At 55.1% G+C, this 13,886-nt stretch carries 8 protein-coding genes; 7 read left to right on the top strand and 1 reads right to left on the bottom strand.

Annotated elements, in window-relative coordinates:
• The first annotated feature begins 375 nt into the window (after nucleotides 1-375).
• From FP815_08140 to FP815_08170, 7 genes are all read left to right on the top strand, one after another.
• A complete protein-coding gene (locus tag FP815_08140) occupies nucleotides 376-4,575 on the top strand; it encodes a DEAD/DEAH box helicase (protein MBA3014909.1) in 4,200 nt (1,399 codons plus the stop codon).
• Between the two features lie 33 nt (nucleotides 4,576-4,608).
• Nucleotides 4,609-5,583 carry a sulfite exporter TauE/SafE family protein gene (locus FP815_08145; GenBank protein MBA3014910.1) on the top strand — a complete coding sequence of 325 codons (975 nt, stop codon included), beginning with the start codon at nucleotides 4,609-4,611 and terminating at the stop codon, nucleotides 5,581-5,583.
• A 307-nt stretch (nucleotides 5,584-5,890) separates the two neighbouring features.
• Nucleotides 5,891-6,784 carry a PhnD/SsuA/transferrin family substrate-binding protein gene (locus FP815_08150; protein MBA3014911.1) on the top strand — a complete coding sequence of 298 codons (894 nt, stop codon included), beginning with the start codon at nucleotides 5,891-5,893 and terminating at the stop codon, nucleotides 6,782-6,784.
• Nucleotides 6,771-9,464 carry a PAS domain S-box protein gene (locus FP815_08155; GenBank protein ID MBA3014912.1) on the top strand — a complete coding sequence of 898 codons (2,694 nt, stop codon included), beginning with the start codon at nucleotides 6,771-6,773 and terminating at the stop codon, nucleotides 9,462-9,464. The genes FP815_08150 and FP815_08155 overlap by 14 nt, the downstream gene beginning before the upstream one ends.
• A gap of 107 nt (nucleotides 9,465-9,571) precedes the next feature.
• Nucleotides 9,572-10,732: an ABC transporter permease gene (locus FP815_08160; GenBank protein ID MBA3014913.1), complete on the top strand. Its 1,161-nt coding sequence runs from the start codon at nucleotides 9,572-9,574 to the stop codon at nucleotides 10,730-10,732.
• Between the two features lies 1 nt (nucleotide 10,733).
• A complete protein-coding gene (locus tag FP815_08165) occupies nucleotides 10,734-11,483 on the top strand; it encodes an ATP-binding cassette domain-containing protein (protein MBA3014914.1) in 750 nt (249 codons plus the stop codon).
• Entirely contained in the window at nucleotides 11,480-12,517 is a 1,038-nt protein-coding gene (locus FP815_08170; GenBank protein ID MBA3014915.1) for an MCE family protein, read from the top strand. The genes FP815_08165 and FP815_08170 overlap by 4 nt, the downstream gene beginning before the upstream one ends.
• A gap of 167 nt (nucleotides 12,518-12,684) precedes the next feature.
• Here the strand turns inward: FP815_08170 and FP815_08175 are convergent, their stop codons facing one another.
• Nucleotides 12,685-13,884, bottom strand: coding sequence for an ABC transporter permease (locus FP815_08175; GenBank protein ID MBA3014916.1), 1,200 nt, complete (start codon nucleotides 13,882-13,884; stop codon nucleotides 12,685-12,687).
• Nucleotides 13,885-13,886 lie beyond the last annotated feature (2 nt).

Raw genomic sequence — 13,886 nt, forward strand, 5'->3', positions numbered from 1 at the left:
CACCCCTGACACACAGCACACATTTACAACGCAAGGGATACAGAATTGGCATATTCTACCACACTTTATACATAATTACATTGACGAGACGGCACATCCTGCAATTCATCCTTTGGACGAATCAACCCCGAGAGTAAAGACAAAAAAACATCCTCAGACAACCAGATGTGAGACCTAATTCCGCTACTAATTTTCCTCGACAAAAATTGTGCTCCCGGTAAATATAAAACCACCGTAACTGCTCAGGTTATCGGTTTACGGTTTACGGTTGACAGTTGACGGTGATTAGGTCCTGCCAATGACTGATTACCGTGACCCTGTGTAATTAGATGCTACCTTTTCATCATTAATAAACACCGTATTCACCGAGGCCCAATGTCTGATCTCACCGCTCTCTACAACCAACTCCCTGCCCCTTCGCAGGCCCTCCTCCAGCTGCTGGCCACCGCCATAGAGCCCTTAGACAACAACACCATCATCGATTGCCTGTACCAAATCGGCATCAAAGACGCAAATAACAGCATCGGTGACCGTAAATCTCTGCCGGTCACCATCGACTCCTTGAACAGACAAGGGCTGGTGAAGATAGTCAACAAGAACAGAACCTCATGCTCACCAGCACTCATGACCTTTGCTGTCAAACACGCCATGAAGAGCGGCGCCTTTGTGCCCATGGCAGAAGAACTGCTCCGTATCACCCCGCTAAAAAATTCCTGGGCCCCGTTCGGAAGCTACCCACGTTTTCTCAGGCACCTCCGTTACTGTATGTTCAAGGGCAATAGCTGGCCTGCCATTAATCAAATATTGGAACGAGGTGATTATGAATTCCGAGAAAAGTGCCAACAGGAGCACCCGTTTTTCACCCTCTTCACTCTTCCTTTCGAGGGCGAATACATCTCCCTCTTTCCCCAACCGATCCAGGTATCAGTTGTCGGATATCTGATCCACTCGGCCACCATTCACTTTCACCCAGCGCAAGAGATCTTCGACTTCCTGCGTTCCGCTCCCTGGCAGGGAGAATTCTCAGTCAACGCAGACAACCTCCTCGCCTATTATCTGACCCACTGGGGGCTGTGGCAGGAGGGGAGAAAACACTTCGATGCCATCCCCGAGTCCGACCAGGATATACGCCTGGGCCTGCTTGGCTGGCATCAGACCTTGACCGGCCATGACCAGGAAGCCATCACCCTGTTCAGTAAAGACCTGAAAGCGTTCCAGAAACTTACCGGCAAGAGAAAAACCTTCTTCGATGACGCCTCAGGCATTTTTTTCATTCTGTCACTGATCAGGTCTGGCAACTCAGACAACCTCGCCCTGGCAGAAAAACAGATCGGCATCATCGAATCCCTCAAGCACCACCCGCTCCATCACTACAGCCTTGCCTTGAGAGAGATTATCAGCATAGTCAGAGGATCCACGTTCACTTCCCCGCCCAAAACCATGATCCAGAGCGCCATCAACACCATTGAAGGCTTAAGTCCGCTCAGCACCCTGATCAAAGCCCTGACCAATTTCTGGCAGGATCAAAATTACTGCCGCACCCGCTGGCAAGATATGCTGATCTCCTTGCGGGATCGGGCGAAACAAGCCGGTCACATCTGGATGACCATGGAGACCGCCGAACTCTTAGCCAGACTCGATGTCGATCCGGACACCAACCACCAATTGGCCGAATCCCTCCGCAAGCAATACGGCCTGGTCTCCATCATCGACACCATCCGTCAAGTAGACCCGTGGGAACGGCGGCTTCAAGCCCTGATCAATCTGCCGACAGGTGGTAAGGGTCAGAAATCAGACCTCACTACCAACACAACCGAGCGTCTGATCTGGCTTTTCAGTCATGATACCAAACACGGCTACTGCGACATCTCTCCGCGACTGCAACGTCTGAACAAGAATGGCAAGTGGTCGGGAGGGAGGGCGGTGGCTATAAAAAAACTGGCCGAGACCGCCTCGACCATGGAAGGCCTCACCAGCCAGGACAGAAACATCTGCGCCACTATCAAAAGTGGGTACGAAAGGGACTACTATACCTATTACACCCGAGAATATCACCGGTTTAACATGGAGACCGCGCTTACTGCGCTGGTGGGCCATCCACTGATCTTCCTGGATCATTCAGATGTCCAAATTGACCTGGTCCAGGGAGAACCCGAGCTAGTGGTCACCCGCGGTAAAAAAGGGATCGAGGTGCGAATGGTTCCCTTCCCGGACAAGGACAGCGCCAACTACCAAATGATCAAGGAAACCCCCACCCGCTTCAAACTGGTGCGTTTTTCGGCCCACCATCTGACCATCGCCACAATCCTGCAAAAAGGACTCAAAGTGCCGACTCAGGCAGAACAGCTTACCAATCAAGCGATTGCCGCCCTGTCATCGATGATCACCGTTCACTCCGACCTTGAAGGCGGGACTGCCGGGTCCCGTGAGGTCGAGGCCGACCCGAGACCTCATATCCACCTTCTGCCCTTCCAAGACGGGTTGAAGGCCGAGTTCCTGATCAAGCCCCTGGCCGAGGCCGACATGTGGTACAAACCAGGAGTCGGCGGGCAGAAGGTCTTTGCCGAGGTGGCAGGTGAAAAACTGTACGCGGCTCGAGATCTGACCCAGGAGAAGGCCTTGGCCACTCAACTTATCGCTGCCTGCCCGAGCTTAAGCCGCCAGGAGGAGGAAAACGGCGAGTACCTGATACCCGCCCCGGAAGACAGCCTGGATCTCCTGCTCGAACTCCGTGACGCAGGCGAGATGGCGGTGGTAGAATGGCCCCAAGGCGAAAGCCTTAAGATCAGAGGCCGCGCCAGCGCCTCATCGCTCTCCCTGTCGATCAAGCAGGACCGGGACTGGTTCAAGGCCAGTGGCTCACTTACCTTTGATGATGCCGGGGTCGTCTCCCTACAGCAGCTTTTAGGCCTTCTCGATCAGACCAAGGGCCGATTCGTCAAACTGGATGACGGCAGTTTTCTGGCCCTGACCAAGGAGTTCAAAGCCCGGCTGGAGGCACTCCGCGACTACAGCGAAAAGCATGGCGACGGAGTTCGGTTTTCGCCTCTTGCCGCCCTGGCCATGGAGGATCTGGATCAGGACTTAGGCGAGATCAAGACTGACCGTCACTGGAAAAAACATCTGGAACGTTTCAATAAAAGCATCACCCCTGCCGTACCCTCCACCCTCCAGGCTGAACTGCGCGATTACCAAGTCACCGGGTTCACCTGGCTCTCCCAATTGGCCCATTGGGGAGTTGGCGCCTGTCTCGCAGACGACATGGGCTTAGGCAAAACCATCCAAGCCCTGGCCGCCATCCTCCGCCTGGCGACGGAAGGACCAACTCTGGTAATAGCGCCGCTATCGGTGCTGATGAACTGGCAGGACGAGGCCCAACGTTTTGCCCCCACCTTGAACGTCATCCCCTTCGGGCAAGGAGACCGCCAACAGGCCCTGGACAGCCTCCAACCCTTTGACCTGATGGTCTGCTCTTACGGGCTATTGCAAAGCGAGGCGGAAAAACTCAGTCAAGTCCAGTGGCAGACCATTGTGCTTGATGAGGCCCAGGCGATCAAGAACATGAACACTAAACGCTCCAAGGCCGCTATGAGCTTGCAAGGCCGCTTTAAATTCATCACCACCGGCACCCCGGTGGAAAATCACTTAGGCGAACTCTGGACCCTGTTCGAGTTCATCAACCCCGGACTACTGGGTTCGCTCAAACACTTCAGCCGCACCTTCATGGGCTCAAGCTCGCCGGAAAACGATAAGAAGACCCGAGGCCGGCTCAAGAAACTGGTTCAGCCATTTATTCTGCGGCGCCTCAAGAGTCAGGTGCTGCAAGAACTTCCCTCCCGCACCGAGATTACCCTCCGAGTGGAGATGAGTCCCGAAGAGGCAGCTCTATACGAAGCTCAACGTCGCCTGGCCGTGGAAAAACTCACTTCCGGGCATACTGAACCTCAAGGGCAACAGCACATCCGGATCTTGGCCGAGATCATGCGGCTCAGACGGTTATGCTGCAATCCGGCCCTGGTCCTGCCCCAGAGCACAATCGAGAGTTCCAAACTCAGGGTCTTTGGCGATCTGCTTAACGACATCCGCGACAACCGCCACAAGGCCCTGGTCTTCAGCCAGTTCGTCGACCACCTCGCCATCCTCTCCGCCTTTCTTGACCAACGCGGGATATCCTATCAATATCTGGACGGATCGACTCCAGTGGCAACCCGCAGAAAGCGGATTAACGCCTTCCAGTCCGGCGAAGGCGATGTCTTCCTGATCAGCTTGAAAGCCGGCGGCAGCGGCCTCAACCTGACTGCCGCCGATTACGTGATCCACATGGATCCCTGGTGGAATCCTGCCGTAGAGGATCAGGCCTCGGATCGTGCCCACCGCATCGGCCAGCTCCGGCCAGTGACCATCTATCGCCTGGTCATGGGTGACAGTATTGAAGAAGAGATCATCAAACTCCACCGGCAAAAACGCGATATTGCCGACAGCCTGCTTGCCGGTGGCGATATCAGCGGCACCTTGGGCGCAGACGAACTGCTGGCCCTGCTGAAAAAAAGCGCTTCCATAACCCAGGCCCCGTAGAGTACGGGATCAAAACCCCCCAGACAAACCGCCATGTATTTTCCTACAGCCAACATCACCGTTGACCCCTGGTTGCCACCGCTAGTGGCCTTTGCCATCTCTTTGTTCACCTCCATGGGCGGGGTGTCAGGGGCCTTTCTGCTCTTACCCTTCCAAGTCAGCATCTTAGGCTTTACCAGCCCGGCGGTGAGCGCGACCAATCAACTATTCAACATCGTTGCCATCCCCAGCGGGGTGTACCGTTATCTCCGCGAAGGACGAATGGTCTGGCCCCTGACCTGGGTGGTGATCATCGGCACCCTGCCAGGAGTGCTGCTCGGAGCCGTCATCAGGGTGCGTTACCTGCCAAACCCCAAGAACTTCACCCTGTTCGCCGGGCTGGTACTGCTCTATATCGGCGGACGATTAGTCAAGAGCCTCCTCTTCCCGTCTCGTCCCCTGAGCGGAGCCGAAGGCCGTTCCCTGAGCGGAGCCGAAGGGCAGAGTCACACCACACCGGAAGATGAGTTCCAGGCTATGGTCCGACGCTTTCAAAAAGATGATGCCAACCTACCCAGGGTGGTGGTCAGAGAGTACTCCCTCACTCGTATCCGTTACGACTTTTATGGGCAAAGCTATTCCATCCCCACCATCGGGGTTTCTACACTCAGCTTTGTAGTGGGCATAGTCGGCGGGGTTTACGGAATAGGCGGCGGGGCCATTATCGCCCCTTTCTTCGTTACCGTCTTCGGCCTGCCAGTATACACCGTCGCCGGGGCAGCGCTGATGGGTACCTTCGTCACCTCGGTTGCGGGAGTCGCCTTCTATCAACTCATCGCTCCCTGGTATCCAGGAATGGCAGTTGCCCCGGACTGGCTGCTCGGTTTGCTGTTTGGCCTCGGTGGCTGTGCCGGAATGTACTGCGGGGCGCGACTGCAAAAATTCATGCCGGCACGCGGTATCAAATGGCTGCTCGCATTTTCGATCCTTGTTCCTGCCCTGAAATACCTGACTGACTTTTTCCGTTGACCATAGCGCCGACACCTGCCCCCATCAACCGCTCGCTGACTAGTATTTACCAAATATATTATTTCGTTATTTGTGATTATTTTAGCCAATCGACAGTTCAAGCCCTCTCTTAAATAGACACAATATAGTACTTGCAATCCCTTCTCATTTGACGTAGGATTTTATTAATCCTCAGTGCAATCAATACTCAACAAACTCCCGCTTTATGGTATGGTATGAATGATACCCAACAGAGCCTCTCACTAGACAACCAGAGTGACTGGCATTTAATCTATTCATCCTATTTCTTATCCTCACCGGTTACCCCATGAATAAGATTATTCAATTTACCTGCCTAGCCCTCTGTCTCCTCATCTTCGCAAGAGGATCACTCTCCGCGGCTGAACCACACCCTGATCCGCCTCCGCAAACATCCGACTCCCAATACACGATTACCGTCATCCCCTTTTATAGCCCGGAAAAAATCTGGACTCTATACACCCCCTTCATTGATTTTCTCAAGCACTCCACCGGCAAACCATGGACCCTCAAACTCTTTTCCTCCCATAAGGCGCTTATCGATGGTTTGTGCAACGGCCAGGTCACCTTGGCGCTGCTCGGCCCTGTCCCGCTGGGCAGGGTCATGGAGCAATGCAATGCAGAACCTGTTCTCGTTGCCCTGAGCAAGAACGACACCCCCTTCTATCGTTCTATTATCGTCACCACCGACCCTTCCATTACCTCCTTGAGCGAACTAAAAGGCAAAAAACTTGGGTTCTTCAAAGGCTCTACCGCTGCCCACATCATGCCCCGCACGATACTGCGTCAGGCCGGGTTGGACAAAAACTCCTTTGTCCCGGTTTTTTTTGAAGGCCAAGACCATATCGTCAATGCTTTATTGACACGGCAAGTGACAGCCGCAGGGCTAAAAGAAACCCTCTTTGCAAAATTCAAGGATGATAACTTTCGAGCCCTCCACACTTCCGGGCAACTGCCAAATTTTACCTTTGCCGCCTCCCCTGTCGCCAAACCGGAGATCAAGACCCTCTTCGTTGACACCCTGCTCCAATTGGCCCCAAACTCCAACGAATCAGACCGACAGCAGATGATAACCTGGGACGACGAAATCAAATACGGATTCACCCCGCCCACCGAACCCTTCCTCAACTCTGTCAAGGACCTGCTCGGCCTTACCAACGTGATTATGCGTGAAGATCGATAGACATTGCCTGACATACCGACTGGTGGTCGGAACCTGTGTGACCTTCGCCCTGGTGACATTCTCCGTTTTTATGGCCGGCGAACAAATCATCAAAGATATTGTCGAAGATTACCACCAGCTGATCGCCGACTATCAGGCCTCTGAGACCAGACAACTCTTTGAGTCGCACATTGCCGAACTAACCTCAGCCCGCCTACTCGGCAACAAGGAGGTTTTGACTGCCCATCAACGATCACTGGTCGAAGGTGTTCGTCTGAACTGGAAGCAGCGGGAAGTTGGCGGTATTATCATCGATTCCGACGGCTCCACCTTGCTCACCACCTTCCCCCCCGATCTTACCCATCATCTGATCTCCCACCTCAGCCAGAATTTTATTGAAGTCATGGACCAAGAGAAAGAGCTGTTCGGGCGTGTTGAACAGGTCCATCCCTGGGAATGGCAGGTGGCGACAATCGTGACCGACCAAGGATACAGAGTGTCAGGCCGGATGTTGCCACTCGTCCTCCCCTTACTAATCCTCGGCCCCTTAGTCATGCTGGTGAGTCTGTTCTTTATTCTCCGCCGCCAGGTGCAACAGCCAGTCAACATTTTAGTGCGCTCCATGACCAAAGAGGAGCCGGTAGCACATATCGGGGTAACCGAGTTTGACCGAATCGGTGAGGCCTTCAATCAAAGCTTAAGCCGTCTCGTCGAGCGATCCGTTTCTCTGACCCAGGAACTGGTGGAGCGCAAGCGAGCCGAGCAAGTGATCAGGACACAGGAAGAGCGGATCAGACTGCTCTTAAACTCCACTGCCGAAGGGATCTACGGGATTGACGAATCAGGCCTCTGCACCTTCTCCAACACCGCCTGCTGCCAGTTACTCGGCTACTCCGAGGCCGAACTTCTCGGAAAAAATCTTCACGAATTGATCCACCACTCCCATGCCGATGGGACCTCTTACCTCCAAGAACACTGCCCGATCCTGCACACCTTCCGCACCGGCCAAACGACTCGAAATGACAGCGAGATCTTCTGGCGGGCCGACGGCGCTCCCTTCGCGGTGGAGTACTGGTCCCATCCGATCATGGAAAACAATACAGTCCGGGGAGTAATGGTGACCTTCTTCGACATCACCCAGCGCAAACAAGCCCAAGAAGCGCTGAAAGCTGAAAAAAACAAATTTGAAGCCATCATTGCCGGTATGGGTGACGGAGTCAGTATTCAGGACAAAAACTATACCATTATTTACCAGAACGAGGTCCACAAAGGCTTTGTCGGTGATCATCTCGAGGCCACCTGCTACAAGGCTTATGAGCATAGAGACAACATCTGCCAAGGCTGTCCTGTGGCTTTGGCCATGGCCGACGGCAAGGTCCACAGCTCAGAGCGTTGTGTTGAATCACCAACAGGTGAACGCCGGTACTTCGAAATCAACGCCTCCCCCCTGCGGGATGGCACCGGGGCTATTATTGGCGGTATTGAGGTGGTACGCGACAGCACCGAGCGAAGGAGGGCAGAGGAACAGCTGATTCAGGCCCAAAAGATGGAGGGCATCGGACATCTGGCAGGAGGTGTCGCCCATGACTTCAACAATGTGCTCAATGTAGTGCAAGGATACGGCGAACTCCTGCAGCTTGCCAAGCCAAATGAAACCACGATAAAGGAATATACCGGGCATATCCTGGAGGCTGTCCGACGGGGAGCGAATATCACCCGACAGATCCTCTCCTTCAGCCGCAAAGAGGCGATGACCGTCAAGACCATTAATCTGAACGAGTTGGTTGCCGCTCTGCAAAAAATGCTGCGCCGCCTGGTCCGGGAGGACATCGACATCCAGATCACCACCTCAGACACCCCCTTGATGGTGTCAGCCGATGCCGGCCAGATCGACCAGGTGATCATCAATTTAACTACCAACGCCTGCCATGCCATGCCAAACGGCGGGACCCTGCGCATTGAAACCAAATGCGCAACCCTTGACGACACCTTTGTCAAGGCCAACGGATTTGGGGTAACCGGGCCATGCGCCGTAGTTACCGTCACCGATACCGGTATCGGCATGGACGAGTCCGTGTGCAAGCGAATGTTCGAACCATTCTTCACCACCAAAGAGGTCGGTAAAGGGACAGGACTCGGGCTCTCCATGGTCTACGGCATCATCAAAAAACATCACGGAGTTATCACTGTCTCCAGTCAACCGGGCCAGGGAACAACCTGCACTGTCTATCTGCCGCTGATCAGCGATGCGGACCTTCGGCAAAACGAGACTAAAACGATATCGAAGGAAGAGACCCAACAGGGCACTGAGACCATTCTCGTAGCCGAAGACGATCCAGCCCTGCGCGGATGGCTCCAGACCTGGCTCAGCATGAAGGGCTATACCGTCATCACCGCCGAAGATGGCGAAGACGCCGTGCAAAAGTTTGACCTCTCAAGCGACAACATCCACATGGTGCTGCTCGATGGCATCATGCCGCGCAAAAACGGCAAAGAAACCTTGCTTGGAATGAGGGCGCGCCGCCCCGACCTCAAAGCCATCATCCTGAGCGGCTATGCCGAAGACGTCTTCACCCAAAAAGAGCTTCAGGATCTCAATTTGACCTTTATCGAGAAGCCGGTTGAGCCAGACCTGCTCATGCGCACAATCCGCCAGGTCCTCGATGAGGGTGACGGTACAGCAAGACTCAACTTTACCTAAATGGTTAAGCTCAAGACTCGACACTCCCCCTTCATCTCAACTCCCCGGCACATTCATTGTCTTTATCCCTACATTCTGCTAGAAAAAAGGCAAGGGGAGCAGACGCAATGACAAAAAATCACTCCACATCGCCTCGCCATGACCAAACCTCATGGGACCTCACTATCCATCGCGACACGAACAACGACCTGGAGATCGCCATCTCCGGCTGCTGGCGGCTCGACCAACACCTCCCATCCCTTGCCATCCTCAAGGATGAGATGGATACCGGATGTAGCCACCTCCACTTCAACACCCAAGGATTAACCGACTGGGACTCCGGCCTCCTGACTTTTCTCGCCGGTCTTGCCAAGGAAGCCAAACGTCAGGGCATGGCAGTTGACAACAACGGACTACCGCCGGGGGTCCAGAAACTTCTCGCCCTCGCCTTGGCTGTGCCCGAACATAAGGCAACCGGTCGGGACGCTGGCAAACCTGGCCTCTTGGCCCAACTAGGCGACGCCACCCTCAACTTCGCCCAGAGCGTCCCGACAATGCTCCACTTCCTGGGCGAGATTGTCATCGCCTTCATCCGGCTCTGCCTCGGCCGTTCCCGCTTTCGACTCAGCGATCTCTGGCTGGAGGTGGAAGAGGTCGGACCACGGGCTTTGCCCATCGTCTCGGTCATCAGCGGACTGGTCGGCCTCATCCTCGCCTACCTGGGGGCAGACCAGCTGCGCATGGTAGGCGCCCAGATCTTCATCGCCGATCTTGTGGCCATCGGCATGGTGCGAGAGGTCGGGGCCCTGATGACCGGGATCATCATCGCCGGCCGTACCGGCGCGGCCTTTGCCGCTCAACTCGGCACCATGCAGGTCAACGAAGAGATTGACGCCTTCAAGACCATGGGCATCTCTCCCATCGACTTTCTGGTCCTACCCCGAATGATCGCCCTGATGCTGATGGTGCCACTCCTCACCCTCTACGCCGCCTTTGTCGGCATGCTGGCCGGACTTATGGTCTCGATCACTATTTTCGACATCGGCTTCTTCGAGTATTATACCGAAACCCTTCGCGCACTTGAACTTAAGCACTTTTTTGTCGGTCTTTCCAAGGGCAGCGTCTATGGGGCCATGGTCGCCTATGCCGGATGCTTAAGAGGTATCCATTGCGGTCGCAGCGCCGAGGCAGTCGGCTCTGCCGCCACCTCGGCGGTGGTGACCGGGATCTTGCTGATCACCATCATGGCAACCATCATGACTATTGTCTACTACCAGCTTGGCATTTAACATGAACGGAACTCCACATATCGAAATCCGCAACCTGACCATGACTTACGGGGACTTCCTGGTCCAGCACGACTTGAATTTCACCATAAACCAAGGGGATATTTTTGTGATTATGGGCGGGAACGGCTGCGGCAAATCAACCCTGATGCGAGCGCTGATCGGACTCCAGCGCCCGGCAACAGGGATGGTGCTTTACAGTGGCGAGGACTTCTGGGCGGCAGAGACTGAAGACCAGGAACGACTCAAGCGACGTCTGGGCATCATGTTCCAGGGGGGCGCCCTGTGGACCTCGCTGACGCTTGCAGAAAACGTGGCCCTGCCGATCGGCGAATACACCACCTTAAGCCCCCAACAGATTGAAGAGATCGTAGATTTCAAACTAGCCCTGGTCGGGCTTGCAGGCTTCGGAGATTTCTACCCAATGGAGCTTTCAGGCGGCATGCGCAAACGGGCAAGCCTGGCGCGAGCCATGGCCCTGGACCCGGAGATTCTCGTTTTTGATGAGCCGTCATCCGGACTCGATCCTCTCACCGCCGCCCGTCTCGACGACCTGATCCTGACCCTACGCGACAGCCTTGGCTCCACCATCATCCTCGTTACCCACGAGCTGGCAAGCATCCTCACCATCGGCAACAACTCGGTCTTTCTCGACACCGAGACCCGCACCATGATCGCAACAGGCAATCCAAAGGAAGCCCTGCACGCAGGCGACCCCAAGGTGCGTCATTTTCTCTCACGGGGGGCAGCATGAGCAAACACGCCAATCCGGTGCTGATCGGCGCCTTTGTCATCGGGGCGATGGCCCTGGGAATAATCACCGTCCTGCTCCTGGCTGGCGGACAATGGTTTATAGAGCCGCGCCAACACATCATGTACTTCGACGGAGGTGGCCAAGGCCTACAAGAAGGGGCACCGGTGGTGTTTCTCGGGGTAAAGGTAGGGACTGTGAAACGGATTCACTTAGGGCTCGACCATGAGAGTAGCACCTTCATGGTGGCGGTGACCATAGAGATTCAACCGTCCATGGTCGAGAGCAATACCCAGGAACAAGTGGACCTCCGAGATCCAGTCACTATTCGTGCACTGGTTGAACGAGGCCTGCGCGCCCGTCTTCGGATGCAGAGCCTGCTGACCGGGCAGCTCTATGTTGATCTTGACTTCTACCCCGAAAAACCAGCCCGGTTTATCAGCAAACAACCAGAAATCAGTGAAATCCCGACCATTCCCACCACGGTGGATGAACTAGCCAGCAAGCTGGAAGGATTCCCGGCAGATAAATTCTTTGCCGATGTTTCGATCATCAGCGAATCAGTCAAAAAAATCCTGGCGACACCCGAAGTTCAAGCTCTCCCCAGCCGTCTGGAAGCAACCCTTGTCCACCTGACTTCACTGACCCAGAAACTTGACTCCATGGCCCCGCCGCTCTTAGCAGAAGTACAAACCGACCTCGCCGAGATGCGTAAGGCCCTGACCAGCGCTCAAACAGCGGCGAAAAAGATTGGGGCAGCGGCTGACAAGACCGGCATCGCGGCCATGAACATCAGCGCCCTTACCGACCCGAAGGCGCCGGTTATCGAAAATTTTGCCGACGCAGGCAAGGAGCTGGCGGAAACGGCCAAAACGGTACGCGACCTCACCGATAACCAATCCCCCACCATCTCCACTCTCCAGGCAGCCCTTAAAGAGATGGCCCGCGCCGCCCAAGCCATGAGGATTCTTGCAGAAACCCTTGAACAGCAACCAGAAGCGATCCTCCGAGGCAAAAAAAACAACAACGAAAAGTGATGGCGTCGCAAAAGCACACTGCGCCTTGTATATCGGCCTTTTTGCTTAGCCATCCCGTGACTTTTTGCGAGATTATCAAAAGTAGGATGGGTGAAGCGCAGCGCAACCCATCTTTGCCCAGCAGAACCTGATGGGTTGCGGCCTTCGGCCTTCACCCATCCTACGGCCTACTCCGCTCGCAAGGCCTCAACCGGAGGAAGTCGCGATGCCTGACGGGCAGGCAGCACCCCGGCAAGCACACCGATCAGAGCCGCACAGCCCTCGGCCAACACCACAAAAAACCACGAGGTGTGGCTTGGCAGAGCAGGAATCAACTTCCCTAACAGCCAGGCACCTCCCGCTCCGAGGAAAAGACCTGCCACCCCACCAATCATTGCCAACGTCAACGCCTCGCCTAGAAAAAGGCCAAGGATCAGCAAACGGCTTGCGCCCAAGGCAGAGAGCAAACCAATCTCGGATCGGCGTTCGTTGACGGCAATAGTCATAATAGTAAAAATCCCCACCCCACCGACAACCAGAGAAATGCCACCCAACGCCCCGACCGCAATGGTCAGAATATCGAGCACAGAGCTTAGACTCTCAAGCATCTGCTCCTGGGTGGTAATGGTAAAATCTTCCCGCCCATGACGTTTGATTAACAGATTTCTAGCCGCAACAGCAATCGTATCAGCGCTGAATCCTGAGGCATAGAGCAGATCAACCTCCATCAGACTCTCCCGGTTGAACAAGGCCATGGCCTTGGTTATCGGAATATAGACCGCATCGTCCAGATCAAAGCCCAACATCTGACCTTTTTCCTCCATCCCTCCGATCACCCGGTACAACTCCCCGCCCACCCTGAGCCTCGCTCCCAAATAAGGTGAGTCGCCAAAAAGTTCCGAACGTAGGCGACTGCCAATCACCACATAGGGGCGAGCCGTGCGTGGAGGGTCATCAGGGAGAAACCGCCCGGCGGCAACCGGGAGCTGCCAGACATCAGGGACCGCTGGCCCCACGCCGAAGACTGCTGCTCGACGCTGACGCCCACCGCCTTCAATGGCGGCATTGCCCTGAACCACCGGGACTACCTTACGCACCCCGGTGATGGTGGCCAGGGCCTGGGCATCATCCAAGCTTAACGGGCGGACATTACTGATCACAGCCCCGGACACACCAAAGGTCGACGTCTTCCCGGGATTGATGGCAATCAAGTTAGTGCCGAACTGAGTAAACTCGGCAAGGACAAAACGGTGGATCCCCTCGCCTAAAGAGGTAAGGAGCACCACCGCACCGATCCCCACCGCAATCCCCAAGGCTGTTAGAGCGCTGCGCATCCGCTGATCACGGACAGAGGTAAAGGTAACGAGCAGAAAGTCAGCAGCACGCATCG

The sequence above is a fragment of the Desulfobulbaceae bacterium genome (genome assembly GCA_013792005.1).
Classification (GTDB): domain Bacteria; phylum Desulfobacterota; class Desulfobulbia; order Desulfobulbales; family VMSU01; genus VMSU01.